This window comes from Acetoanaerobium pronyense (assembly GCF_017874355.1).
Lineage (GTDB): Bacteria > Bacillota > Clostridia > Peptostreptococcales > Filifactoraceae > Acetoanaerobium > Acetoanaerobium pronyense.
In genome coordinates this window covers 214,549-239,890 of sequence record NZ_JAGGLI010000001.1, presented here as the reverse complement: position 1 = coordinate 239,890, position 25,342 = coordinate 214,549, and the positions used below count along the sequence as shown (strand labels likewise).

Below are 25,342 nucleotides of genomic sequence, written 5' to 3'. Positions count from 1 at the left end.
TCCATAATTTTTAAAACCCCTAGTGCCATGTAGTAGTTGGTGAGTCTAGCTACCCAGCATAGGTTTCATTGCCAACACTAATTGTATCATATACTACCTTCTAAGTAAATATATAGTTCTTGATTTTGAGTACATCCTTGTTCATTTGAAATTTCAAATCTTCTAATGATCTGAATTTCATTTCATCTCTTAATCTATCAAGGAAAAAGAGCTTTATATTTTTACCGTAAATGTCCCCGCTAAAGTTTATAAGGTGAGTCTCAACAGAAAATCCCTTGTCTTTTACTGTAGGATTATCTCCAACACTTGTAGCCCCATCATAGTAGACCCCATCTACAAGAACCTTACAATAATATACTCCCTTTTGAGGAAGTAATACATCGTAGTCCTGTTCAATGTTTGCAGTAGGAAAGCCAAGTACTCTTCCTATTTTTTTTCCATGAACAACTACTCCACTTATTTCATAATCTCTGCCTAAAAAATGCTTTACTCTTTTGACTTCTCCATGTTTTAACATTTCTCTTATATATGAACTTGAAACCCTCATATTATCAACAAGGACCTGATCCACTATATGGACATTAAACCCCATTTTTTTTCCAACTTCATAAAGGTACTCAACTTTTCCTTCTTTTCCATTTCCAAGTCTTGAGTCAAATCCCATTATTACATCAGAGGCATTTAATGCGTTAATCAGTATTTTCTGAGAAAATTCCTCAGTGGTCATGTTTTTAATATCATAGTTGAACTCTACGCTAACTATTTCATCAATTCCAAGCTCTTTTATTATTTCTTTTTTTCTAGCTGGGCTTGTTAGCCTCTCTATTTTTTTGTTATAAAGAAATTCAATTGGATGATTCTCAAAAGTAAAAACAAGGCTTTTTAAATTTTTTTCACTTGCAATTTTTGTTGTAAGATTTATAAGTTCTTTGTGTCCTATATGAACCCCATCAAAATTGCCTATTGTAACTGCGGTTTTACTTTTAAAGCTCAAGTCATTAATGCTAGAAACCAATTCCAATCTAATCACTCCAAAGTTTATATAAGCAGAGTATCACCCTTGAGATACTTTACAGAATCCTTTTCTCTTATTTTACCTATTCCTATAAAACTGCCTAATTCATCAAAAACTCTAACATTTTCCTCTGCTTGGTATTCACAAAGGGTCGACTTTAGTCCCTTTTGAGATACATAGCTTCCATTGATATAGGATACTGAAGCAGATGATTTTAGAGTAATATCTTGCATATTCAGTTTTATATCTTTTAAAGAAGTAAGTTTTTCATTTAAAATATCTTCCGTTAGTTCTTCAATTGCTAAAGCTTCTTCTATTTTAAATTCGCCGGACTTTGTTCTTATAAGAAGACTCATATATGAAGGGCTTTCAAGTTTTTCACCAATATCTCTTACAAGACTCCTTATATATGTCCCACTGGAACATCTTATGTCCATCATAAGCCTTGGAAATTCATAAGAAATTATATTTATATTATGAATAGTGACTGTTCTAATGGGGATATCATTTATTTCTATACCTTTTCTTGCCTTTTCATAAAGCTTTACACCATTTACTTTAATTGCACTATAGGCAGGAGGTATTTGAGAGATTTGTCCAATGAATGTCTTTACTGTTTTTTCTATATCATAAAAATCGATTGGGTCTATAAGCTTTTCAGAAATAATCTTTCCATATGAATCCAAAGTATCAGTAGTTTTTCCAAAGATAAGCTCACATCTATAGCTTTTTTCTTTTTCCATTATATACTGGCTGAGCTTTGTTCCTTTTCCAATACATATAGGGAGCACTCCAGCCGCATTTGGATCGAGCGTCCCTGTATGTCCAACCTTTTTTATTTTAAAGTTTTTTCTAATGAATCCAACAACATCATGGGAAGTCATTCCTGTTGGTTTTAATATATTAATTACTCCGTCCATGTATTTTCATGTACTCCCTTAATTTTTCCAAAACAGAATAAACTGCCTGGTCGATTGGCTTATTAATGGTGCAGCCTGCTGCCCTTTCATGACCTCCGCCGTTGAAGGCTTTTGCTATCTCATTGACATTTGCCCACCCTTTAGATCTGAAAGATACTTTTACAACGTTCTCTGATTGCTCTTTGAATAAAACCCCCACTTCAACACCATCTATATTGAGGGCATGATTAACAAGACCTTCAGTATCGTTATAATCAATAGAGTGTTTTTTGAGCATAGAGCTTTCAAGAATCATGTATGAAAAATGCTTTTCCTTTTCAAGTGTCATCATTACTTCTGCTGTAAGTTTAAGATAATCAAAGGAGTTGCTTTGATATATACTTCTAATTATCTTTTGCTTGTCAACCCCCTTTGATAGAAGTTTTGCTGCCATTATCAGTGATGAGTCTTTTGCACTTTCAAACATGAAATTTCCAGTATCTGTAACAAGACCTGTATAAAGAGCTATACCTATTTTTTCATCTATAAGATTTTCATCTACAGCACAAAGTATATTATAAACTAGCTCGCTTGTGGAAGATGCATTATCAACCACGTAATTTAGAGTCCCAAAATTGTTATTGCTTTTGTGATGATCGATATTGCAGATTAAAGAAGCTCCTTCTATTAAATCAGGTTCTATTTTTAATCTTTTAATATCTCCGCAATCAAGAGCAATTAGAGAGTAGGGTCTTTCTTTTAATAATTCTTTTATTTCTTCTGATTCATAAATTTTATAATTTTCATATAAAAAACTGAGATTTTGAGGAAAGGAATCATCTAAAACATAATATGCTTCCTTTCCAATCTTTGTGAGAAACTCAAGCATTCCTAAGCAGGAGCCAACATTATCTCCATCTGGAGATGCGTGGCTCGTAATTAGAAATGTATTTTCATCTTTTATATATTTTATTATATCCTTCATAATTACTCTTCTTCGCTTCCAATATTTAGATTGTTTATAAGCTTGGACATATTAACTCCACGCTCTATAGAGTCATCACCCTTAAATATGATTTCAGGAGTATGTCTTAAGTTTACAGCTCTCCCTACTTCTTTACGTATAAATCCTGAAGCACTTTTTAGTCCTTCAAGAACCTTATCCTTATCTTCTTCTTTTCCAAGAACACTAATATAAACATAGGCGTAGGTAAGATCTCTAACAACATCTACGGTTGTAACTGAAACTAAAGAGCGAGTTCCAGTAACCCTAGTGTCTTTTATCTTTTGCTCAGTAATCAGTTCTGTGATTACCTTTTTAATTTCTTCACCTATTCTTCTAGTTCTTGCATAACTCATATTATCACCGCCATTAGCTGTTTATTATTTTCTCTCTATTTCCTTCATCACATAAGCTTCGATAATGTCCCCTTCTTTTACATCATTGTAGTTTGTAAGACCAATACCACACTCATATCCTGTTGCAACTTCCTTTACATCATCTTTGAATCTTCTAAGAGAATCTATAGAGCCTTCATAAACAACAATTCCGTCTCTTACAAGCCTTACCTTTGCATTTCTTAATATCTTTCCTTCTATAACATATGATCCGGCAACCATTCCAGCACCTGGAACCTTAAAGGTAAGTCGAACTTCTGCCTTTCCAAGTTCCTGTTCTACAAATTCTGGATCTAGCATTCCCTTCATTGCCTTTTCTATATCCTCTATTGCTTCGTATATTATTCTGTAGGTTCTCATATCAACCTGCTCACGCTCTGCTATTGTTTTAGCTCCTGTAGATGGTCTTACATTAAAGCCTATTACAATTGCATTTGAAGCTGAAGCAAGCATTATATCTGATTCTGTTATTGCTCCTACTCCTCCATGAATTACTCTTACTGAAACTTCTTCATTTGAAAGCTTTTCTATAGACTGCCTTACAGCCTGAACAGAACCTTGTACGTCTGCTTTAACTATTATGTTAAGCTCTTTAAACTCCCCTTGCTGCATCTTATCAAAAAGATCCTCAAGGGATATCTTTGAGCTTGCTTTAAGCTGCTCATCTCTTATTTTTTCTTTTCTCTTTTCACCAAGGGCTTTGGCAGCTTTGTCACTGCTTGGAACTACAAATTGATTTCCTGCATTAGGAACCTCATTTAACCCCAGTATTTCAACTGGAGTAGAAGGACCGGCTTTCTTAATTCTTTTTCCCTTGTCATTTATCATAGCTCTTACTTTACCAAATGAAGCTCCAGCCACTATAGGGTCTCCTACTTTTAGAGTTCCGTTTGTAACTATTACTGTTGCAACAGGTCCTCTTCCCTTATCTAGATTCGACTCTATTACTGTACCTACAGCTGCTCTATTTGGATTTGCTTTTAGCTCTTCAACTTCTGCAACTAGAAGAACCATTTCAAGCAAGGTATCTATATTTTCACCCTTTAAGGCAGATACTGGAACATCAATTACATCTCCGCCCCATTCTTCTACTAGAATTTCATGTTCAGAAAGCTCTTGTCTTACTCTATCTATATTTGCTCCAGGCTTATCAATTTTGTTAATTGCCACTATAATAGGCACCTTTGCAGCCTTTGCATGGTTTATTGCTTCTACAGTTTGAGGCATTATACCATCATCTGCAGCTACAACAAGTATAGCAATATCAGTTACCTTCGCTCCACGTGATCTCATTTCAGTAAAAGCTTCGTGACCCGGTGTATCTAAAAATACTATTTTCTTTCCACTTACAGTAACTTCCGATGCTCCTATATGCTGGGTTATTCCCCCTGCTTCTTTATCAGTAACTCTTGTATCTCTTATAGCATCAAGAAGTGATGTCTTCCCATGGTCAACGTGTCCCATAACAGTAACTATTGGTGGTCTATGCTCAAGGTCTTCATCTTTATCCCCTTCAACAATAAAATCTATTTCCTCTTCTTCTTCAGGCTCTCTTTCCAGAAGAATATCGTAATCTACTGCTATTTTTTCTGCTGTTTCAAATTTTATTTCTTGGTTTATATTAGCCATGATTCCAAGCTTTATAAGCTTTGTTATCACATCAGTTGCTTTTACTTCAAGCAAATTTGCTAATTCTCCTACTGCAATTGTATCTCCAATTATTATAGAGTCTTCGTTTGGCTCATCTTTAACATCTATTTCTTCTACTAAATCTAATTCTGCTGTTTCTACTTGGTCCACCTTCTTCGCTTCTTTATCGTCTTTTTTATCACTAAATAATTCTAATATAAGTTCTGCCTCCTCGTCATTCAAAGTACTCATATGATTCGCTACTTTTATATCCAGATCCTCTAGCTTCTCTATGAGTTCTTTGCTGGTAATGCCTAATTCCTGTGCAATTTTATAAACTCTCATTTTTTGCATAGGCTCCACCTCCTAGTAATTTTTTAATACTATCTGCAAAATTTTGATCTGTTATCCCAACTGCCACTCTTTCATCTTTTCCAATAGCTTTTCCGATTTCATAGCGTGTAAAGATATCTACAAGTTCTATTGATCTAAAATTACATTTATCTGAAATTCTTTTTCTTGTATTTTCAGATGCATCACTTGCTATAAAAACAAGCTTTGCTTTATTTGACTTTATATATTCAAGGGTTATACCCTCTCCTGATACTAGTTTCCTGCTTTTATAAGCAAAGCCTAACAAAGTCAGGATTTTTTCTTTATTCAAGGTTTTCCAACTCCATCTTAAGTTTTTCATAAACTTGTTGAGAAATTTCTGTTTTAAATGCTCTGTTTAATGCTTTACTTTTTATTGCTTTTTCTAAGCATTCTTTATCTTTGCATATATAGGCTCCCCGTCCGTTTGCCTTATATGTTACATCAATAAATATTTCTCCGTCTTTATTTTTAACAATTCTTATAAGATCTTTTTTGACATCTCTGTCGCTACAAGATATACATTTTCTTTGAGGAATCTTTTTTTGTTTCATTTTTATTCCCCCTGTTCTGATTTTGCCTGACTTTCACTTTTTATGTCTATCTTCCAATTAGTCAATTTCGCTGCCAGTCTGGCATTTTGTCCTTCTTTTCCAATAGCCAGTGAAAGCTTGTCATCTGGAACTATGACCTTTGCACTCTTTTCTTCTTCATTTATCTCTACAGATACAACCTTAGATGGACTTAATGAAGCAGATATGAATTCACTATAATCTTCACTAAATTTTATTATATCTATTTTTTCACCTTTTAGCTCGTCTACTATGTTTTTTACCCTTTGACCCTTAGGTCCAACACATGCTCCAATTGGATCTACATTTTCGTCTGCAGAGTATACAGCCATCTTAGTTCTTGAGCCTGCTTCTCTTGAAATTGATTTTATCTGCACTATTCCTTCGAAAATTTCTGGAACTTCACTTTCAAAAAGTCTTTTTACAAGTCCCGGATGACTTCTTGATACAAGTATCTGTGGAGCATTGTTAGTCTTTTTGACTTCAATGACATAGACTTTAAGCCTTTTTCCTGGAGTATAGTCTTCAAAAGGTATTTGCTCGCTTGGAGGAAGAGTAGCTTCTGCGTTTATAGTTATGTCTTTACTTCCTATTATACTCAAGTTTACATAGATGTTTCCTTTTCCTGCTCTTGAAATTTCTCCAGTGATAATCTCTGATTCTCTAGTTAAAAACTCTTCATATATGATGTCTTTTTCTGCCTCTTTGATCTTTTGTATAACCATTTGTCTTGCTGCCTGAGCTGCTATTCTTCCAAAGTTTTTTGGAGTAACCTCAGTCTCAATTACATCATCGACTTCATACTTCATATCATAAAGTTCTTGAGCCTCTTCTAGTGTTATCTCACCTTCTGCTAAGTCATACTGGTATTTGTTTACAACTGTCTTTCTTGAAAATACTTGTACATCTCCAGTTTCCTTGTCTATAAGTACCCTTACATTGTAAGATGAGCCAAAGTTTTTCTTGTATGCATTAAGCAAAGCTGCTTCTAGGGCTTCAAAAAGAATTTCTTTGCTTATTCCTTTTTCCCTCTCTATCTGGTCCAAAGCAGCAATAAACTCCACATTCATATTTCTTCCTCCTTGAATAAATTTATATTTTAATGGCCAATCTTATTACTGCCACTTCTTTTTTAGGAAATTTCATTATCTGGTCGTTTACTTCTACTTCAATTTCATTATTTTCATTTAGTCCTAAAAGAGTTCCTTCAAACTCCTTGACTCCTTCTATTGCTTTAAAAAGCTTGAGTTCGACCTCTTTACCTTTTTCTCTTGTAAAATCCTTTTCTTTCTTTAGATGTCTATCAAGTCCTGGTGACGATATCTCGAGCATATAATTTTCTTCAATAGGATCAACTTCATCTAATCTTTCGCTTATAATTCTGCTTAATTTTTGACAATCATCAAGGGACATTTCTCCCCCTTTATCAATATATATTCTAAGGAATTTTAAGGAACCTTCCTTTACATATTCCACATCTACAAGCTCATATTCATCTGTTAAAATATCTAGTACCATGTCTTCTATAAGCTGTTCAATCTTGCTAGCCATAACAGCCACCCCCTTATTAAGTTTTAGATTCATAAATAATGAAAGAGTGGGCGTAAACCCACTCTAATGCTTCTGCTGTCCCCTTAAGTTTCACGTCTTTTAATATATCTACCCTATTGTATCAAAAAAATCAAGTTTTTTCAACCTACAGTAAAGATAATTGATTAGTCTCAGGAAGCTTTGAGAGGCATCCATGATTTATTAAAGATTCAATTACTGTCTTTGTAGTCTTAGTTCTTTGTCTAAAATCTTCTATGGACATAAATTCCTTTGAGGATTCTCTTTCAATGCTAAGGGCTACTGTCTCTCCAAGTCCCTGCATAGATACAAGGGGGGGAAGAAGTTCGTTTTCTACTACCGTAAACTTCTTAGCCTTTGATTTATAAATATCTAGATTTCTAAGTTTTACCCCTCTTTGGAACATTTCGTATGCTACTTCAAGGACAGTTGACATATTCTTTTCTTTGGCTGTAGCTTCATTTCCAAGGGATTCTATTTCCTTTAGCTTTTCTAAAACCGCCTCTTTCCCTTTGCATATAAGCTCTACATCAAAATCCTCAGCCTTAGTTGTAAAATAAGTAGCATAGAAGGCTTCTTTATGGTGAACTTTGTAATACGCAATTCTAAAAGACATCATAACATATGCAGCAGCATGGGCCTTTGGGAACATATATTTAATCTTATTACAGGAATCTATATACCAGGCTGGAACATTTTTTTCTTTCATATCCTCTACCTGTTCATCTGTAAGTCCTTTTCCCTTTCTTACATTTTCCATTATTTTAAAGGCTGTCTTTGGCTTAAGTCCCATTAAAATAAGGTAGTTCATTATATCGTCTCTTGTAGATATCACTTCTTTAAGCTCTGCAATATTGTTTCTAACAAGCTCTTGGGCATTGTTAATCCATACATCTGTTCCATGGGAAAGTCCTGATATTCTTACAAGTTCCCCAAATGTTGTGGGCTTTGTATCTATAAGCATCTGTCTTACAAACTTAGTACCAAACTCTGGAATTCCAAGACTTCCAACTGGGCATGAAATAGCAGAAAGATCACATTTCAGACTTTCTGTAGTTGTAAATATGGACATAGTCTCTGGGTCATCAAGGGGTATTTTAGTTGCATCTGTTTTTGTGATATCTTCCAACATTTTTATAATAGTAGGGACGTCGTGTCCTAAAATATCAAGCTTTAGAATCCTACCACTTATGGAATGATAGTCAAAGTGAGTGGTTATTACACCTGATTTGCTGTCATTTGCTGGATACTGAATGGGAGTAAAATCGTGTACCTCTTTATATTTTGGAACTACCATGATGCCTCCAGGGTGTTGGCCTGAGGTTCTTTTTATTCCCGTACATCCGCTTTTTAGCCTTTCAACTTCCGCTGAAGTCACTTCTAATCCAGTCTCTTCCACAAATTTTTTCGCAAATCCATAGGCTGTCTTCTCTGCTATTGTACCAATTGTTCCTGCTTTGTATACATATCCCTCTCCGAAAAGCTCCTCTGTATATTTATGTGCATTTGACTGATATTCCCCTGCAAAATTAAGGTCTATATCTGGCTCCTTATCTCCTTCAAATCCAAGGAAAACTTCAAAAGGGATATCATGTCCATCTTTGGTAAGCTCAGTGTCACATTTTGGACACTTTTTATCTGGCAAATCCGCTCCTGACGCATATGAGCCATCAGTTATAAACTCCGAGTGTTTGCAGCTTGAACATACATAATGAGGAGCAAGGGGATTCACTTCAGTTATATCACTCATTGTAGCCGCAAAAGAGGACCCTACCGAACCTCTAGATCCAACAAGGTATCCATCTTCAATAGATTTTGTAACCAATTTTTGAGCAATTATATACATTACTGCATATCCATTACTTATAATAGAATTTAATTCACGCTCTAATCTACCCTCTACTATTTCTGGAAGATTTTCCCCATAGATAGATTTTGCTTTTTTAAAGCACATTTCCCTAAGCTCTGTCTCAGAGCCCTCAATGATTGGAGGAAAGGTTCCATCTGGTATTGGAAGGAGGGATTCAATCATATCATTTATATCATTAGTATTTTTTACTACAACCTCATATGCTAACTCTGCACCTAGATATGAAAACTCATCAAGCATTTCATCTGTTGATTTAAAATAAAGGGGTGTTGATTCCTCCACTCCTTTAAAACCAAGTGAATGCTGGATGATTTTTCTATATATTTCATCTTCAGGGTTAACAAAATGAGAATCTGAGGTAGCTACTACTTTTATATTGTTTCTTCTTCCCACTTCAATAAGCTTTTTATTTATTTCTATAAGATCTGATTCACTTTTTACTATACCCTTATCTACCATAAATTTATTGTTTGATAAAGGCATTATTTCTATATAATCATAAAATAAAGCTATCTCATCTATTTCCTTTTCGGTCTTTCCTTTTAGTATAGCCTGATACAGCTCTCCTCTTTCACATGCACTTCCTAATAGAAGTCCTTCTCTATAGTCATTTAGCATGCTTTTAAGTATTCTTGGATTTTTATAAAAGTAATCTATATGGGATTTTGATATAAGTTTATAAAGGTTTTTGAGTCCCGTAGTGTTTTTAGCAAGAATAACAATATGATTAGTACTTAGTGCTTTAAAATCTACATCTCCAAGCTTTGTATTTATTTCATTAAAATTATTTATAGATTTTTCTTTTAGTATTTCCATAAATTTTATAAATATTTGAGCTGTAGCCTGAGCATCATCAACTGCTCTATGGTGATTTTCAAGATTAATACCAAGATGTTTTGCAATAAGATTTAGCTTGTGTTTTTTTAATTCCTTTAAAATAACTCTCGATAATTTTAAGGTATCTATTTCATTGTTACCAAACTCAAGATTTAATCTTTTAGCGTTTTCCCTTATAAAGCCAATATCAAACTCACTGTTGTGGGCAACTAGTACTTTGTCCCCTATATATTCAAGAAACTCAGGCAATACCTTGTCTATAGTGGGTTTTTCTCTAACCATCTCATTGCTTATTCCAGTTAGTTCTTGAATTTTTAAAGGAATAGGCATTTCAGGATTAATAAGGGCACTGAAAGTATCTATTATCTCCATATTCCTTATTTTTACTGCTCCAATTTCAGTTATTCTATCAGAGGTATTTGAAAGCCCTGTAGTCTCTATATCAAACACTATAAATTCATCCATAAAATCAGCATTTTTGTCTAGCTTTACAATCTTGCTAATATCATTGGCAAGATAGCCCTCCACCCCGTAGATGATTTTTATTTTATTTTTCATTCCGGCTTCCATAGCCTCAGGAAATCCTTGAACTACTCCATGATCCGTTATTGCTATTGAAGTATGACCCATATCCTTAGCTTTTTTTATAAGCTCAGAAGGACTACATATGGCATCCATTGCTGACATGGTAGTATGGGCATGTAGCTCAACTCTTTTGTCCTTGCAAAGATCTTGTCTAACTTTTCGTGAAGCTTCTCCCATTGACTTTACTTTAAGAATGATTTCCTTTGAATAATTATCATAGATTACATCACCACTAACTTTAATGTAATCACCCTTGCCAAAACTTAAACTGTTATCGTCAGAAAAAATCTTACAGTATATCGAACCTGTATAGTCTGTTATAGCAAATTGAATCAAAAACTTCCCATTTCTTAACTCTCTTTTTTCTACTGCAAAAATTTCTCCTACAACCTTTACTCCATAGTCGTCCCCTTTAAGCTCGCTTATGCTTATAGTTTCTGTATTTTCTTTTTTTATAAAGGACTTATCTACAAACTTCTTTTCAGGAGCCTTAGTTTTCTTTTTCTCGGAAGTTTCCCCTTTATTATCAAGAGGGGGTTTATTTCCAAGATTATATAATATTGCTTCTGCTTCTGCTATTTTTTCTGTAGTATATTTGTCCATGTCCATACCCTGATTTAAGCATCTTACCTCTATATTTATGGAAAAGCCTGTCTCTTCCTCTAACATTTTATTTATTGAGTAAGGTATATTTTTCCCTTTTATTCTCTGCTCTACAAATTTATCTTTAATATCCATAATTATTTTATTTTCTTCTTTTTCAAATGAAAAAGAAATAGAATCATGGGTGCACAAGGTTGAAGGGCAAATAGACGAAACGATATATTTTATATTTTCATAAAAATCTCCTATAAAATCTTCGATTTTTTTATTTTCAAATTTATACCTTGGTCTAAGTCTTATATTTTTTATGTCCTTAAAAGTCTGTTTTAGTTTATCTTCATGTTCCCTTAGTGTACTGTATTTAATTATTTCCTGGGATTCTATATATATATCCAGAACTTTTTCATTTCTAAAATAAATCATATTGCTAAGGCTTATTTCCTTACCTAAGCCTTTAATATCAAAAATATTTTTTTGCATCTGACCATCTCCTGAGGTTTTAAACAACTATATAACAAAAGCCCTTCTAAGATTGTTGTGAAAGGGCTTTTGCAGCTTATCGACTTTAGAATTTATCTATCTCTTCTAATAGCACTTTTATTACTTCGTTTTCAGATATTTTTCTGATTACTTTTCCTTTTTTGAAGAGCAAGGCCTCTCCCTTGCCACCTGCTATACCTATATCTGCTTCTCTGGCTTCCCCTGGACCATTTACTGCACAACCCATTATAGCTACGCTCAAGGATTTTTTTATGTTCGCTGTAGCTTTTTCAACTGTCTGTGCAAGACTTATAATATCTATATCTGTCCTACCACAAGTTGGACAAGATATTATTCTGATACCCTCATCATATTCTCCAACTGATTTTAGAATCTCTTTAGCAACATAAATCTCCTCAACTGGGTCTGATGTAAGGGATACTCTTATAGTGTCTCCTATTCCCCTTAAAAGAAGATATCCTATCCCTACAGAGGATTTTATAGTGCCAGACCTTAAGGTTCCTGATTCAGTAATCCCAAGATGTAAAGGATAATCACTAAGATTTGAAAATAATTCATAGGCTTTAATAGTCTTTTGTATATCACTTGCCTTTAAAGAAACTGCAGTATTATAAAATTCATGTTTTTCAAGTATTTTTATATGATTGAAGGCACTTTGAACCATGCCTTCCGGTGTAGAGCCCTTGGTTTTTAAAATTTCTTTTTCTAAAGACCCTGCATTTACCCCTATTCTAATTTTTATATTACTTTCTTTAGCGGCTTTCACAACTTTTTCTACATTCTCTTCCTTACCAATATTTCCGGGATTGAGTCTAAGGCCATGTACTCCGCTTTCTATAGATTTAAGAGCTAGTCTATAGTCAAAGTGTATATCAGCTACAACAGGAATATTCACCTTTTTTATAATTTCCTTTAATGCATCTGCAGACTGCTCATCTGGAACTGTAAGCCTTACTATATCACAACCTGCATCTTCAAGTCTTTTGATTTGGTTTATAGTTTCATTTACATCTGCCGTCTTTGTATTTGTCATAGACTGTATTGTTATAGGATTTTCCCCACCGATTTTTATATTCTTAAGGGTAATTTCTCTAGTTTTTTTTCTGTTCATAATAGTACCTCTAATTGAATATTCTCAATATATCTTTATAGGTTACAAAGACCATAAGAAGAAGGAGGAGTGCCATTCCAATAAGATGGATAGTACCTTCTTTTTCTGGATCTATTTTTTTCCCTCTTACAAGCTCTATAAATTGAAATATAATTCTGCTACCATCAAGAGCTGGAATTGGAAGAAGATTTATAAGCCCTAGGTTAAGGCTGATTACTGCCGCAAGGAAAAGGACATTTGCAAATCCAGTTCTCGCTGCATCTCCCACTGCACTTATTATTCCTATAGGACCAACTACACCTTCACTTTCTGACCTTCCTGTAAAAAGCTGTCCTAAAAAGGTAAGCATATCTTTTAGCATTCCTACGGTTTGTTTAAAGCCATATGAAATAGATATTCCAGGTGCTCTTTCATATTTTGGTGAAATACCAATAGCTGTTCTTCCACCTTCTCTAACAGTCTCTACATCAATCATTAGAGTCTGAGACTCTCTTTGTACTTCAAATGTCAAAATTTCATCTTCTGAAGCACCAATAGTATCAGTTACATCTGTCCATGAGCTTGTCCTTGTTCCTTCAATAGAGATAATTCTATCTCCCTCTTGAAGCTCAGATCTAATTGCAGGCATGCCTTCAATAAGCCCCCCTACAGTATTTACTGGAACTCCTACCATCATATAAAGCATAGAGAATAGTAAAAAGGCAAATATAAAATTCATAAATGGTCCTGCAAAAATTATGGCCATTCTTTTAAGGGGATGCTTGTTGTTAAACCCGTTTGGGTCCTCACTACCTTCATCTTCCCCTTCCATTCTTATATAGCCACCTAAAGGTAGTGCTCTTACTGAATAATCAGTTTCATTTTTTGTTTTGCTAAAAATTTTAGGTCCCATCCCTACTGCAAATTCATGTACTGTAACTCCAAAGAACTTAGCAGTAAAAAAGTGTCCCATTTCATGCACTATAACTATTACGCCAAAAACTATCAATGCTATTATTATTGTCCATATACTCATAAATTCACCTTCTAATTAATTTATCACATTTTTAAAAACAAATTCCCTAGTCCACTTATCTACTTCCAGTATGTCTGATAATGTAGGATTTGATATATAATCATGGACTTTTATTGTTTGTTCAATTATATCAGATATTTTGTAAAAACTTATCTTATCTTTTAAAAACTCATTTACTAATACTTCATTTGCCGCATTTAAAACTGTAAGACTGCTTCCCCCTTGCTCCAGTGCCTCAAATGCCAGTCTAAGGCATGGAAACACTTCCATATCAGGTTTTTCAAATGTCAGGTCTTTAAGAGTATGAAAATTTAGCTTTGGCTCTTTAGAATGCAGTCTTTCTGGGTACGTGAGGGCATACTGAATTGGACCCTTCATATCTGGAGTTCCAATCTGAGCCTTTACAGAACCATCTTTGAATTCTACCATAGAATGTATGATGCTTTGAGGATGAACCACAACCTCAATATCATCTTTATCAACATCAAATAGCCATTTTGCTTCGATTACCTCAAGTCCTTTATTCATAAGTGTGGCTGAATCTATTGTTATCTTTTGTCCCATTGACCAGTTTGGATGTTTTAAAGCCTCTATTCTTGTCATCTTTGCTACATCATTTTTTTGCATGCCTCTAAAAGGTCCTCCAGATGCAGTAAGTATCAGTTTTTCAACTGAAGACTCTTTTTCACCTACAAGACACTGAAATATTGCACTATGTTCACTATCGACAGGAATAATCTGTCCCGAATATTTTTTTAGATGTTCCATTACAAGATGACCAGCTGTAACTAATGTCTCTTTATTTGCAAGGGCAATAGTCTTTCCCTTTTCAAGAGCCTTTAGAGTTGGCAAAAGTCCTATCATACCAACTACAGAAGTCACTAAAATATCTGTAGTTTCAATTTCACTAATTTTTACAAGGCCCTCTATACCTGAAGATACTTCAACTAAATCATCTAAGCCAAGCTCTTTAAGCCTTGATTTTAAAGTCTTTTCGTGTTTTTCTTCAAATATACATACTTCTTTAGGTCTAAACTCTATTATCTGCTCTATAAGAGTGTCTAAACTACTTCTCGCAGAAAGAGCATCTATTTGAAACATTTCCGGATTATTTCTCACTACTTCTATAGTTTGTAATCCTATAGAACCAGTAGACCCTAGAATAGAAATTCTTTTCAAACTAACACATCCTTTTTATAATACATTTACAAGGTATACAAAAATATATGTAAATGGAGCTGTAAATATTATACTGTCAATTCTGTCTAGCATTCCCCCATGACCAGGGATAAGGTTCCCATAATCCTTTATTCCTATTTTCCTTTTAAAAGAAGATGCAAACAGGTCTCCCATTTGAGATATCATACTTCCAAGTATAGAAGCTATTATAACAATTAATATATTTTCTGGGTGTACATAGTATGCATATAAGGAAGAAATTAATACACTTCCAAATATACCTCCAATGCCTCCTTCAACTGTTTTTTTAGGGCTTACAGATGGTATTAGCTTATTTTTCCCAAAAGTTAAGCCAACAAAGTATGCAAAAGTATCCGTTGCCCATGCAAATATAAATATATACCATATATACTCAAAATTATTATTTCTTATAACAATAATAGAAGATAGGGCAACAGTTATATATATAAAAGAAAGAGCGCTAACTGAAATATCTTCTATTTTTCTTTTATTAAAAACAAGAAGGATGCTTTCCATGAACACAAGTACAAAAAGAGCAACAGGAAGTATATTCCAAAGGTTTGCCCAGTTTGGTCCCATCACTAGTATTGAGAGTATATATAATGTAAAATTTGTAAGCTTTATTCCAGATTTGTTAAAGGCTCCTGTAAATTCGTACAAAGATATTAACGTTATTGCAATGACTGCTAGCCTAGTTATTAATCCTCCATATATAATTACAAAGAAAAAAACTGGTAATAATAAAAGGGCTGATATTATTCTGACCTTCAAGGAAAGACACCTCCTAGCTTAATCCCCCAAATCTTCTATCTCTATTTTGATAGTCATATATAGCTTTATGCAAATCTTGTTTTTTGAAATCTGGCCAATTTATATCTGAAAACCAAAATTCACTATAGGCAGCTTCCCACATAAGAAAATTTGATAGTCTTAACTCCCCACTTGGTCTTATAATAAGGTCTGGATCAGGCAAAAAGTTTGTAGATAAATATCTTCTTAAAAAATCCTCATCTATATCATCAATATTTATATTATTTTCTTTACAATCATCAAGGATTTTAATTATTGCTCCTTTAATATCGCTTCTGCTTCCATAATTTAGAGCTAAAGACATTGTTACACCACTATTGTTTTTTGTTTTTTCCATAGCATTTTTTAGTTCTAAAATAGCAAACTCTGGAAGCTTTTCTATATCTCCTATAGTTTTAATTCTTACATTGTTTTTGTGAAGCTCATTTACTTCATTTTTTAGATATTCCACCAAAAGCTTCATAAGTCCATTTACTTCTTCTTTTGGTCTTTTCCAGTTTTCTGTGGAAAAGGCATATAGAGTAAGATATTTTACTCCAAGGTTATTACATTCTTTTACTATTTCCCTTATTGTTTCAACTCCAGCTCTATGTCCAAAGCTTCTTGGTAAAAATCTTTTTTTTGCCCATCTTCCATTTCCATCCATAATTATAGCAATATGCTCAGGAATAGAATCTTTATTTATTTTATCCATATAATCCAACTTTAATCATTCCTTTATATGAACTTACCCCGGCCTTAAAAGGCCGGGGTCTTATATCATGGTTTTAAAATGAGATACTAAAACAGCTAATTTATTTTCTATAAGCTTAACTCTAACTACATAAGGCTCATCAAGTAAATCTTTATCTTTACCTCCACAGGTAGAGTAAGTAAAATATTCATAGCTATTTTCCCTTAGATACTTTTCAGCATCTTCTAATGATAATCCTATTAATTTATTATTTAAATCATTCATTAAACTTCCATTATATCCTTTTCTTTCTTAGCAATCAGTTCATCAATGGTCTTAATATGACCGTCCGTAATTTTCTGAACTTCATCTTGAGCTTTTTTAGAATCATCTTCTGTAAGCTCAGATGCTTTTTCCATCTTTTTTATAGACTCATTAGCTTCTCTTCTCTCGTTTCTTAAAGCTACCTTTGCCTGCTCTCCAACCTTTCCTACAACCTTGATTAAATCCTTACGTCTTTCTTCTGTAAGCTGAGGAATATTTATTCTTATTGAAGTTCCATCATTTGTAGGGTTGAACCCTAAATCAGAAGTTAATATAGCTTTTTCTATGCTTCCAATTGCAGTTTTATCCCAAGGCTGAACAAGTATAGTCCTTGGTTCTGGAGATGAAACCCCTGCCATTTGCTTTATAGGAGTCATAGTTCCGTAATAATCCACCATAACTCTATCAAGCATATTTGGATTAGCTCTTCCAGCTCTTATTGTTGCAAGCTCATCCTTCATTACTGATATGGTTTTTTCCATTTTTTCTTCTAGTTTCTTATGAACATCTAATTTCATTTCTAAACCCCCTTAACTAAAGTTCCAATACTTTTTCCTTTTACTACTTCTATTATATTATTTGGATCTTCTAATGAGAATACCCTAATTGGAATATTATTATCCATACAAAGAGATGTAGCTGTCGAATCCATCACTTTAAGTTCTCTGCTTAGAACATCCATATAAGTAAGCTCATCAAATTTCAGTGCATCTGGGTTAGTTACAGGATCACTGTCATAAACTCCATCTACTTTTTTAGCCAAAAGAATTACTTCAGCTTCAATTTCAGCAGCTCTAAGTGCAGCTGTAGTATCAGTGGAAAAGTATGGATTACCAGTTCCTCCTCCAAATATTACCACTCTATTTTTTTCAAGATGTCTTATAGCTCTTCTTCTGATATATGGCTCTGCTACCTGTCTCATTTCTATGGCAGTTTGAACTCTTGTATCAACTTCTATGTTTTCAAGGGCAGATTGAAGGGCTAGAGAATTGATTACAGTGGCAAGCATTCCCATATGATCAGCTGTAGTTCTATCCATTCCTTCTCCGGTTCTACCTCTGAATATATTTCCTCCGCCTACTACAATTGCTACTTCTACTCCCATACTTGTCAGCTCTTTTATTGACTTAGCAACACTATTTACAACATCATTATCAATGCCAAATCCTTTGTCTCCAGCTAGAGCCTCTCCACTGAGTTTTAGCAGTACTCTTGTGTATTTAATAGATTCCATAATTCCCTCCTAAAAGAAAAGCTTTTTAAAAAAGAGAACACTTTGTGTTCTCTTCTTTTTTTTACAAACAGGGCTATCCCTATAAAACTTAGGATTAATAAAGACTTTCCTGCTTAATATACATATTAGTTTCCTAATTGCTTTGCAACTTCTTCAGCAAAATTTTCTTCTTTTTTCTCTATACCTTCTCCTACTTCAAATCTCACAACGTCAGTAAGTTTGATTTCAGAGCCTATTTCTTTTGATGTTTCATTTACAACATCTTGAACTGTTTTGTCAGAATCCTTAACAAATGTCTGATCAAGAAGGCATACTTCTTTAAGCTGCTTTTGAAGTCTTCCTTCAACCATTTTTTCAACTATGTTTTGAGGCTTTCCTTCATTTAAAGCTTGTTGTATAAGAATTTCTTTCTCATGAGCAATATACTCTGGATCAACGTCATCTCTTGATATATATTTAGGATTCATAGCAGCCATTTGCATAGCTATATCTTTTCCTAGAGTTTCCAATTTTTCAGAATCATTTGATGCTTGCATCTTAACTAAAACGGCTATTTTACCAGCCCCGTGAACATAATCTGCAATTCTTCCACTATCTACAGAAAGAACAGAAAATCTTCTTATACTCATATTTTCTCCGATTCTAGCAATTTTAGCATTTAAAGCATCTTTAACTGTTCCTTCATTTTCATAAGAAGAAGCTAAAAGTTCATCAAGATTAGAAGGGTTGTTTTCTAGTGCAATTTTAGCAATATTATCTACAAAACCTATAAACTCTTCGTTTTTAGCTACGAAATCAGTTTCAGAGTTAACTTCTACCATAGAAGCTTTTTTCCCATCTTCAGATATAGCTACGCCTACAAGACCTTCAGCTGCAATTCTGTCTGATTTTTTAGCTGCTTTTGCTAGACCTTTTTCTCTAAGTAAGTCTATAGCTCTATCCATATTTCCTTCAGCTTCTGCTAAGGCCTTTTTACAATCTAGCATACCTGCTGCAGTCTTTTCTCTAAGTTCTTTAACCATACTTGCAGTAATATTCATTTTATCTCCTCCTATAAAGTAATAAAGGTAAGGGTGTTCCCCTTACCTTTAGTTTTACTCTGCTTCAACAACAGCCTCTTCTGACACCTGAGTCCCTTCAGCTTCTGAAGAAGTCTCTTCTATTTGTCCCTGCTTAGCTTCTATTACAGCTTGTGAAATTGTAGAAGCTATAAGCTTTACAGCTCTTATTGCGTCATCGTTTCCTGGTATTGGGAAATCTATTTCATCTGGATCACAGTTTGTATCTACGATACTTACTACTGGAATTCCTAGAGTATGTGCTTCTTTAACTGCAATTCTTTCTTTTCTTGGATCTACTATGAAAATCGCTCCTGGAAGTTCAGGCATTTCCTTTATTCCATTAAGATATTTTTCAAGCTTTTCTTTTTCATTCATAAGTTGGATTACTTCTTTTTTTGGAAGAACATCAAAAGTTCCATCTTCTTGCATTTTTTCAAGCTGAATAAGTCTATCTATTCTTCCTTTGATAGTCTTGTGATTTGTAAGCATACCACCTAACCATCTTTCGTTAACATAGTACATTCCAGCTCTTTCAGCTTCTTCTTTTATAGCATCTTGAGCTTGCTTTTTAGTTCCAACAAAAAGGATTGGCTTTCCAGTTTCAGCTACTTCTCTGATGAAGCTATATGCTTCTTCTATTTTCTTTACAGTTTTTTGAAGATCTATTATATAGATTCCATTTCTCTCTGTAAAAATAAATCTAGCCATTTTTGGGTTCCATCTTCTTGTTTGATGTCCAAAATGAACACCTGCTTCTAATAATTGTTTCATACTTACTACTGCCATTTTACTTCCTCCTTGGTTTTTCCTCCGACCCAATCATCTTATCAAAAACCTTTCGGCACCAATTTTGAGAATCATGAGACGTGTGTATTTAATTCCTCTAATATGATAATTGATAGTGTAAATAAAATCAAGTTTTATTTTCTACTTTTAAGCAAATATCTCAATTAACTTTGAGCTATTATTCTATTAATTTATCCGCTATTTCCCTTAAAGATGAATTTTTTCTAAATTCTTTGATTCCTGGATTAGTTTTTATGTCTTTTCTAAAAAGGTATGTAAGTTTTCCAAAATCTTCAGCACTTTGTATAATCCCATCTTTTTTAAGACCTTCTAGTATTTTAGTATTGTGGGTTTCAAGATTATTTAATAATTCCTTATGAGTATTAACATTATATATTATCCCATTGTTTCTCATAGACTCTGCTCCTTTTAACTTGTCATAATTTATAAGCTCAAGAAGCATTAATAGATCATTTTTATGAGAGTATATTTCGTGTTCAATTAAGGAATCTGCAATTTTACTATATGTCATTTCATCTTTTATTTCAATTTCTACTGTTTCTTCAGATTCAGATTCATTTTTTTCAATTTTTGCTAAAAGAGATTTATTTTCAGTTTCAAGGCTATTTATTTTTTCTTGAAGATCTTTGACTAAATTATCTTCTTGTTCAATACTTATAGTTTCTACTTCTTGGGAATTTTTATTTAGCGCTAAAGGCTTATTTATCTGTAATTCTAACGAAGAGCTAAGTCCTAAGCTCATTAAAATTACAAGAGCACCCATAGTAAATCCCATTATATACGAAAAAAAATTCTTGGATTTCAATTTACAATTTACCTCTCATTTTTAAAATAAGTTCAACTTCCTTAACACTTTTATTCATTTTTTTAGCTATTTCATTTATATCATTTCCTTGTTTTAAATACTTTTGAAGCTCATCCTCAGAGGGTACATTAAGCTCTCTAATCTCTAGAATTTCGTTTTTTAAATCAATTATTTCTTCTCTTACTGCTTTTAAATTTCTGCTTAAAAGCAGTATTTCCCCTCTTAAGAAATCAGGATTATCGGTATCATCTTTACTCCCTTTCTTAAAGAAGAAAAATAAAGATAAGATATTTATCAAAAAAAGCATTAATATAATTCCGTACATTAGATTTTGAGACATTGGTTTCATCTAACCCTTTCTAACTGTTATGTCATTATTGTCTATAAACATAGTACAGTTTCCTATTTCATCTTTTATAAATCTAGTATGTCTGCCTATCGATATTTTTGTCCCCGGATAAATCTTTTCTTTTATCTTTAAAACTCCTGTTTTTGCTTCAATTAGTGTTCGTTCTATCTTTTGAATCTCAAGCTCCACCATATTCGTAGATTGAAGAATTTTATTGTACTCTTCCAGCATTTTAATAAAAGAAACTCTTCTTACATTATCCATAAGACCTCTTTGAAGCATCTGCTTTCCAGTTTCTATATTTGGATGAATTTCTCTTGTTTTTCTTTGATAACTGTCTAGTTCTTCTTTATACGTTTCAAGCTTTGTTTTATCTGCAGGGTCTAGTCCAACTTCTAAGGATGTTTTAGTACCCATATAAGAGCCTATAACCTGAGCGGATATTTCGTTTTTAACTCTTATCTCTCCTCCAACTATAAGTCCTTTTTTTCCTTTTACGGTGAGGTTTTCCCCACAACTTACATTTGAATGTACTATAAAGTCTGTAATTATATCTCCTTTGGTGTAAACCATTGCATTTTCGATAAACCTACAAATTAGCTTTCCCCCAACTTCTACTTTTGATCTGGCATTACCTTGAATTCCACCCTTTACTACTAAATCCTTACCTACATGAACATTTGAAGCTTCTATAACCCCCATAACTTCAAGACTTCCTAGACATTCAACCTCAAAACCTGTCTTTATATCTCCTTGAATGTTTACATCTCCAGAAAACCTTATATTGCCTGTGCTTGTATCCACACTTCCTTTTATAGTAAGCACTTCATTTATTTGAATTTTATCTCCCTCATATTCTAATCTACCCGATTTTGAGGCAATTAGTGTATCATGTTCATCCGATTCCTGTACATTCTTGCCATATTTGAAAACAGCTTCTTTACCTTTTACTGCTTCTATTTCTTGATTTTTTATATTTTTCCCAGACAATCCTTCTGTAGGATTCACCTTTCGAGCAAGCACTTCCCCTTCCTTTACCTCAATAAACCAGTTTAACTCTTTAAAGTTTATATTGCCTTTTTCATCCTGATTAAGAGATATTGAGCTTTTTACTCTGTGGGTGAAACTTATATAGCCATCTTCCCCATTTTCAGGTTTGATTCCCTCTGCTATAAGTATAGATGTTTGGGATATTCTTTTAGTTTGCATATCTTTGATAGAAGATTCAATTATTCCATATGAAATTTCATTATCACTTAAAAACTCCATTATTTCATCAAAAGAGGGAAAATCGGATTTTGATTCAATCTCTTCTGGGCTCTCTAATATTTCTAAATAAGCTTTCATGAAATCAGCTGTCACTTTTAGGCTCAATTTGTACTCTCTGAGCAATTTTTCAAACGAAATCATTTTAAACATACTTTTGATCCCCTTTTCAATATTTATTTGAATTGGTTTCTCATTTTCACTATTGCTTTACTATGAATTTGAGAAACTCTTGATTCAGAGATTTTGAGTATCTCTCCTATTTCCTTATAGGTCAGGCCTTCATAATAATAAAGGTTAATGATAATCTTATCTCTTTCACTTAGTTTCTCGATGGCAAGCTGAAGCTCCTTTAAAGTATCATTTTTGATTGCAGAAGCTTCTGGACTAGAATCAATTGTCTCATCCTTTAATTGAATTTTATAGTTATCTTTAAAATCATCTTCTATGGACATTACATTAAAAATAGAAGTTTCATCAAACATAGACTTTATTTCCGATTCCGTTTTGCCTAAATATTCTGCTATTTCAGCGTTTGAAGGTTCTCTTCCCAGCTTTTGGTCTAAAACCTCATATGCATCTTTTAATACTTTGGATTTTTGCCTTATAGATCTTGGTACCCAGTCTAAATTTCTAATTTGATCTATTATAGAGCCTCTTATTCTAATTGAGGCATATGTCTCAAATTTTATATTTTTAGTTCTATCAAATTTATCTATAGCATCAATAAGTCCAATTACTCCATAACTCATTAAATCTTCATACTCAATATTACTAGCATAATAATTATAAAGCCTTCCAGATATAATTTTTACAAGACTTATATATTTGATTATTATTTCCTTTTTTATCTCACTTTTTGTATTTGAATCAACTTCCATATCATACTTTTTCCAAATATCTTCATTTTTCATATGAAATCCCCCTTTTATGGATTATTTGGGGTCCACTCTTCAAATTCAGGCTCGTTTATATTTTTAGTATCCTCATCCTCAATTGCCGATGTCTCTCTTAAAATTTCTTTTATCTCATCGTCTGTCCCGTTTATCTCAAGCTCAAATGTGGACTCTTTTCTTTGCATCAATATCTTGCCTACAAAGAAAAGAATCAATATTATAGTGTTGAGCCCCAAGACTCCTACTAGTAAATGAACTATAAATCTTGATAGCTCTAAACCTTTAGCTAGAGAAATAAACAGAATAACAATGGAGATAATATAATTTGTCAAAACCACAACTATTGTTTTATTCCTCATTTTAACTCCTTAAATACTGAATGAATTTGAGCTTTTATTATATTACTGTCTCACCTTTACCTATCGATTTAATATTGAGTTCTTGGTTAGAACAATTGAACCTTATAGTCCTTCCATGATTTCCAAAAACATCCTCTGATATAATCGGAATTTTTAAAAGCTTTAATTTTTCCTTAACAGCGATAACGTTCCGTTTCCCTATATTTAAGCTGTCCGAATTTAGGGAAACGCTAAACATCTGCGCTCCCCCTGCTATTTTAGCTTTTAGAGAGTTTTTATTTATATTCTTTTTAAGAAGCTCAATCATCATTAAGTCTATACAGGTATCTGCAAACTTCATTTTATTTGAATTGTTTTTTATTTCAAGACTAGATGGGAGCATAATATGAGCCATTCCTGCCACTTTATTTGCGGAGTCGTATATTATTACTCCCACACAGGACCCTAGCCCTAGAGTTACAAGTATATTATCTTTTTCTCCAACTTTATAGTCTGCCATCCCTATTTTTATATTGTTATCCATTACCCAACACTCCTAAGCTTTTAAATAAGGTGTCAAACGAAGTAAGGTCTGGCATAAAAAAGAAAAAACACTTGATTTTTTCTTCATCTATTATTAATCTATTTTCAATTAATATAAGCTTGTCACTTTCAAGTCCGTATTCTATAGCAGGTACACTTAAAATAGAACTCACCATATCAATATTTACAGAAGGAACTGATATATTGATATCAAGGGACGTAAGAAGTGATATAGAATTTACATAACCACTAGACATTATATTTCCAAGCTCTTGAATAACTGATGATTCAATTTCTGAATATATATCCCCTTTAGGTTTGTTTCCAAAAAGTATATTTACTAAATTGTCCGCAGATTCTTTATCTAAAAGAGTTAGTATAGTTCCATTTATACTTCCATTGAAATTAATATAAACCCCTACAGTAATTTCTTCCTCATCATCAAATAGCTCTACTACTTTTTCAGTTTCTACCACTTCAATGTTAGGAACTTCCATATTGACGGACTTATTAATCATTTTGGAAAGAGATGTGGCTGCATTTCCAGAGCCAATATTTCCAATTTCCTTAAGAACATCTAAATAAAGGCTATTCATATTATCTAAAGTAAAATTCATATAATATCTCCTGACTTTAAATTTACTTTTCCACTATCTTATCTACATCCAAAATTATTATCATTGTATCGTCTATTTTTCCTATTCCTTTTACAAATGTGTCTGAAGAAGCGTCGTCAAATGTAGCATAATCTATCATCGATGGTTCTATCTCTTTAACCTCTGATGCCGAATCAACAATATAACCTATCATCATTTCCTTCATTTTATTGACAATAATTCTAGTATCTGAGCCATATTCTTTAAATTCTATATTCAGTCTTTCTCTAAGGTCTATTATCGGGACTATTTCTCCCCTTAAATTTATTACTCCCTTTACATAATTTGGAGCTTTTGGAACTCTAGTTATGGGCATCATTCTTTCAATGGTCTCGACATAATCAATCTTTATACCATAAAATTCTTCCTCAAGTCTAAATATAACAAATTGGTTATTGTTCATA

Annotated in this window: 28 protein-coding genes; all 28 read right to left on the bottom strand. The window is 33.2% G+C overall.

Features of this window, described 5'->3' with window-relative positions; all coding sequences use genetic code 11:
- Positions 1-100: 100 nt before the first annotated feature.
- Positions 101-1,021: a bifunctional riboflavin kinase/FAD synthetase gene (locus J2Z35_RS01185; protein WP_209658498.1), complete on the bottom strand. Its 921-nt coding sequence runs from the start codon at positions 1,019-1,021 to the stop codon at positions 101-103.
- A gap of 17 nt (positions 1,022-1,038) precedes the next feature.
- Entirely contained in the window at positions 1,039-1,935 is an 897-nt protein-coding gene (gene truB, locus J2Z35_RS01180; protein WP_209658496.1) for a tRNA pseudouridine(55) synthase TruB, read from the bottom strand.
- Positions 1,919-2,899: a DHH family phosphoesterase gene (locus tag J2Z35_RS01175; protein ID WP_209658494.1), complete on the bottom strand. Its 981-nt coding sequence runs from the start codon at positions 2,897-2,899 to the stop codon at positions 1,919-1,921. The genes truB and J2Z35_RS01175 overlap by 17 nt, the downstream gene beginning before the upstream one ends.
- Before the next feature lie 2 nt (positions 2,900-2,901).
- Positions 2,902-3,273, bottom strand: coding sequence for a 30S ribosome-binding factor RbfA (rbfA, locus tag J2Z35_RS01170; protein ID WP_209658492.1), 372 nt, complete (start codon positions 3,271-3,273; stop codon positions 2,902-2,904).
- A gap of 24 nt (positions 3,274-3,297) precedes the next feature.
- Positions 3,298-5,295 carry a translation initiation factor IF-2 gene (gene infB / locus J2Z35_RS01165; RefSeq protein WP_209658490.1) on the bottom strand — a complete coding sequence of 666 codons (1,998 nt, stop codon included), beginning with the start codon at positions 5,293-5,295 and terminating at the stop codon, positions 3,298-3,300.
- Entirely contained in the window at positions 5,273-5,605 is a 333-nt protein-coding gene (locus J2Z35_RS01160; protein ID WP_209658489.1) for a L7Ae/L30e/S12e/Gadd45 family ribosomal protein, read from the bottom strand. The genes infB and J2Z35_RS01160 overlap by 23 nt, the downstream gene beginning before the upstream one ends.
- Positions 5,598-5,867, bottom strand: coding sequence for an RNase P modulator RnpM (rnpM, locus tag J2Z35_RS01155; RefSeq protein ID WP_209658487.1), 270 nt, complete (start codon positions 5,865-5,867; stop codon positions 5,598-5,600). The genes J2Z35_RS01160 and rnpM overlap by 8 nt, the downstream gene beginning before the upstream one ends.
- Before the next feature lie 2 nt (positions 5,868-5,869).
- A complete protein-coding gene (gene nusA, locus J2Z35_RS01150; protein ID WP_209658484.1) occupies positions 5,870-6,955 on the bottom strand; it encodes a transcription termination factor NusA in 1,086 nt (361 codons plus the stop codon).
- Between the two features lie 22 nt (positions 6,956-6,977).
- Positions 6,978-7,436: a ribosome maturation factor RimP gene (locus J2Z35_RS01145; RefSeq protein WP_209658482.1), complete on the bottom strand. Its 459-nt coding sequence runs from the start codon at positions 7,434-7,436 to the stop codon at positions 6,978-6,980.
- Positions 7,437-7,581: 145 nt separating this feature from the next.
- Positions 7,582-11,829 carry a PolC-type DNA polymerase III gene (locus J2Z35_RS01140; RefSeq protein ID WP_209658480.1) on the bottom strand — a complete coding sequence of 1,416 codons (4,248 nt, stop codon included), beginning with the start codon at positions 11,827-11,829 and terminating at the stop codon, positions 7,582-7,584.
- Between the two features lie 85 nt (positions 11,830-11,914).
- Entirely contained in the window at positions 11,915-12,961 is a 1,047-nt protein-coding gene (gene ispG, locus J2Z35_RS01135) for a flavodoxin-dependent (E)-4-hydroxy-3-methylbut-2-enyl-diphosphate synthase (RefSeq protein ID WP_245330691.1), read from the bottom strand.
- 10 nt (positions 12,962-12,971) lie between these two features.
- On the bottom strand, positions 12,972-13,976 hold the full coding sequence (rseP, locus tag J2Z35_RS01130) for an RIP metalloprotease RseP (RefSeq protein ID WP_209658478.1): 1,005 nt from the start codon (positions 13,974-13,976) through the stop codon (positions 12,972-12,974).
- Between the two features lie 15 nt (positions 13,977-13,991).
- Complete coding sequence (locus tag J2Z35_RS01125; RefSeq protein ID WP_209658476.1) at positions 13,992-15,155, bottom strand: 1-deoxy-D-xylulose-5-phosphate reductoisomerase; 1,164 nt, start codon at positions 15,153-15,155, stop codon at positions 13,992-13,994.
- Positions 15,156-15,170: 15 nt separating this feature from the next.
- Entirely contained in the window at positions 15,171-15,947 is a 777-nt protein-coding gene (locus J2Z35_RS01120; protein ID WP_209658474.1) for a phosphatidate cytidylyltransferase, read from the bottom strand.
- A gap of 13 nt (positions 15,948-15,960) precedes the next feature.
- Positions 15,961-16,680, bottom strand: a complete 720-nt coding sequence (locus tag J2Z35_RS01115; protein ID WP_209658472.1) for an isoprenyl transferase — start codon at positions 16,678-16,680, stop codon at positions 15,961-15,963.
- Between the two features lie 60 nt (positions 16,681-16,740).
- A complete protein-coding gene (locus J2Z35_RS01110) occupies positions 16,741-16,944 on the bottom strand; it encodes a hypothetical protein (RefSeq protein ID WP_209658470.1) in 204 nt (67 codons plus the stop codon).
- Positions 16,944-17,501 carry a ribosome recycling factor gene (gene frr / locus J2Z35_RS01105; RefSeq protein ID WP_209658468.1) on the bottom strand — a complete coding sequence of 186 codons (558 nt, stop codon included), beginning with the start codon at positions 17,499-17,501 and terminating at the stop codon, positions 16,944-16,946. Before frr ends, J2Z35_RS01110 begins: the two co-directional genes overlap by 1 nt.
- A gap of 2 nt (positions 17,502-17,503) precedes the next feature.
- Complete coding sequence (pyrH, locus tag J2Z35_RS01100; RefSeq protein ID WP_209658466.1) at positions 17,504-18,217, bottom strand: UMP kinase; 714 nt, start codon at positions 18,215-18,217, stop codon at positions 17,504-17,506.
- 125 nt (positions 18,218-18,342) lie between these two features.
- A complete protein-coding gene (tsf, locus tag J2Z35_RS01095) occupies positions 18,343-19,257 on the bottom strand; it encodes a translation elongation factor Ts (RefSeq protein WP_209658455.1) in 915 nt (304 codons plus the stop codon).
- Between the two features lie 54 nt (positions 19,258-19,311).
- A complete protein-coding gene (gene rpsB / locus J2Z35_RS01090; protein WP_209658453.1) occupies positions 19,312-20,064 on the bottom strand; it encodes a 30S ribosomal protein S2 in 753 nt (250 codons plus the stop codon).
- Positions 20,065-20,242: 178 nt separating this feature from the next.
- Positions 20,243-20,860 carry a hypothetical protein gene (locus J2Z35_RS01085; RefSeq protein ID WP_209658452.1) on the bottom strand — a complete coding sequence of 206 codons (618 nt, stop codon included), beginning with the start codon at positions 20,858-20,860 and terminating at the stop codon, positions 20,243-20,245.
- Between the two features lie 31 nt (positions 20,861-20,891).
- Positions 20,892-21,239 carry a hypothetical protein gene (locus J2Z35_RS01080; protein ID WP_209658450.1) on the bottom strand — a complete coding sequence of 116 codons (348 nt, stop codon included), beginning with the start codon at positions 21,237-21,239 and terminating at the stop codon, positions 20,892-20,894.
- A complete protein-coding gene (locus J2Z35_RS01075) occupies positions 21,240-22,658 on the bottom strand; it encodes a DUF342 domain-containing protein (RefSeq protein WP_209658448.1) in 1,419 nt (472 codons plus the stop codon).
- A gap of 23 nt (positions 22,659-22,681) precedes the next feature.
- Entirely contained in the window at positions 22,682-23,419 is a 738-nt protein-coding gene (locus tag J2Z35_RS01070) for a sigma-70 family RNA polymerase sigma factor (protein WP_209658446.1), read from the bottom strand.
- A gap of 14 nt (positions 23,420-23,433) precedes the next feature.
- The gene (locus tag J2Z35_RS01065) at positions 23,434-23,760 is read right to left on the bottom strand and encodes a hypothetical protein (RefSeq protein ID WP_209658444.1); all 327 of its coding nucleotides are present in this window, start codon (positions 23,758-23,760) and stop codon (positions 23,434-23,436) included.
- A gap of 37 nt (positions 23,761-23,797) precedes the next feature.
- A complete protein-coding gene (locus J2Z35_RS01060; RefSeq protein ID WP_209658441.1) occupies positions 23,798-24,283 on the bottom strand; it encodes a chemotaxis protein CheD in 486 nt (161 codons plus the stop codon).
- A complete protein-coding gene (locus tag J2Z35_RS01055; protein ID WP_209658439.1) occupies positions 24,276-24,899 on the bottom strand; it encodes a chemotaxis protein CheC in 624 nt (207 codons plus the stop codon). Before J2Z35_RS01055 ends, J2Z35_RS01060 begins: the two co-directional genes overlap by 8 nt.
- Positions 24,900-24,921: 22 nt before the next feature.
- Entirely contained in the window at positions 24,922-25,341 is a 420-nt protein-coding gene (locus tag J2Z35_RS01050) for a chemotaxis protein CheW (protein WP_209658437.1), read from the bottom strand.
- Position 25,342 lies beyond the last annotated feature (1 nt).

Bases quoted from the DNA above. Each gene is read 5' to 3' on its own strand.
- truB (WP_209658496.1), bottom strand. From the start codon at position 1,935: ATGGACGGAGTAATTAATATATTAAAACCAACAGGAATGACTTCCCAT.
- J2Z35_RS01175 (WP_209658494.1), bottom strand. From the start codon at position 2,899: ATGAAGGATATAATAAAATATATAAAAGATGAAAATACATTTCTAATT.
- rbfA (WP_209658492.1), bottom strand. From the start codon at position 3,273: ATGAGTTATGCAAGAACTAGAAGAATAGGTGAAGAAATTAAAAAGGTA.
- infB (WP_209658490.1), bottom strand. From the start codon at position 5,295: ATGCAAAAAATGAGAGTTTATAAAATTGCACAGGAATTAGGCATTACC.
- rnpM (WP_209658487.1), bottom strand. From the start codon at position 5,867: ATGAAACAAAAAAAGATTCCTCAAAGAAAATGTATATCTTGTAGCGAC.
- nusA (WP_209658484.1), bottom strand. From the start codon at position 6,955: ATGAATGTGGAGTTTATTGCTGCTTTGGACCAGATAGAGAGGGAAAAA.
- J2Z35_RS01145 (WP_209658482.1), bottom strand. From the start codon at position 7,436: ATGGCTAGCAAGATTGAACAGCTTATAGAAGACATGGTACTAGATATT.
- J2Z35_RS01140 (WP_209658480.1), bottom strand. From the start codon at position 11,829: ATGCAAAAAAATATTTTTGATATTAAAGGCTTAGGTAAGGAAATAAGC.
- ispG (WP_245330691.1), bottom strand. From the start codon at position 12,961: ATGAACAGAAAAAAAACTAGAGAAATTACCCTTAAGAATATAAAAATC.
- rseP (WP_209658478.1), bottom strand. From the start codon at position 13,976: ATGAGTATATGGACAATAATAATAGCATTGATAGTTTTTGGCGTAATA.
- J2Z35_RS01115 (WP_209658472.1), bottom strand. From the start codon at position 16,680: ATGGATAAAATAAATAAAGATTCTATTCCTGAGCATATTGCTATAATT.
- J2Z35_RS01110 (WP_209658470.1), bottom strand. From the start codon at position 16,944: ATGAATGATTTAAATAATAAATTAATAGGATTATCATTAGAAGATGCT.
- frr (WP_209658468.1), bottom strand. From the start codon at position 17,501: ATGAAATTAGATGTTCATAAGAAACTAGAAGAAAAAATGGAAAAAACC.
- pyrH (WP_209658466.1), bottom strand. From the start codon at position 18,217: ATGGAATCTATTAAATACACAAGAGTACTGCTAAAACTCAGTGGAGAG.
- tsf (WP_209658455.1), bottom strand. From the start codon at position 19,257: ATGAATATTACTGCAAGTATGGTTAAAGAACTTAGAGAAAAGACTGCA.
- rpsB (WP_209658453.1), bottom strand. From the start codon at position 20,064: ATGGCAGTAGTAAGTATGAAACAATTATTAGAAGCAGGTGTTCATTTT.
- J2Z35_RS01085 (WP_209658452.1), bottom strand. From the start codon at position 20,860: ATGGGATTTACTATGGGTGCTCTTGTAATTTTAATGAGCTTAGGACTT.
- J2Z35_RS01080 (WP_209658450.1), bottom strand. From the start codon at position 21,239: ATGAAACCAATGTCTCAAAATCTAATGTACGGAATTATATTAATGCTT.
- J2Z35_RS01075 (WP_209658448.1), bottom strand. From the start codon at position 22,658: ATGTTTAAAATGATTTCGTTTGAAAAATTGCTCAGAGAGTACAAATTG.
- J2Z35_RS01070 (WP_209658446.1), bottom strand. From the start codon at position 23,419: ATGAAAAATGAAGATATTTGGAAAAAGTATGATATGGAAGTTGATTCA.
- J2Z35_RS01065 (WP_209658444.1), bottom strand. From the start codon at position 23,760: ATGAGGAATAAAACAATAGTTGTGGTTTTGACAAATTATATTATCTCC.
- J2Z35_RS01060 (WP_209658441.1), bottom strand. From the start codon at position 24,283: ATGGATAACAATATAAAAATAGGGATGGCAGACTATAAAGTTGGAGAA.
- J2Z35_RS01055 (WP_209658439.1), bottom strand. From the start codon at position 24,899: ATGAATTTTACTTTAGATAATATGAATAGCCTTTATTTAGATGTTCTT.
- J2Z35_RS01050 (WP_209658437.1), bottom strand. From the start codon at position 25,341: ATGAACAATAACCAATTTGTTATATTTAGACTTGAGGAAGAATTTTAT.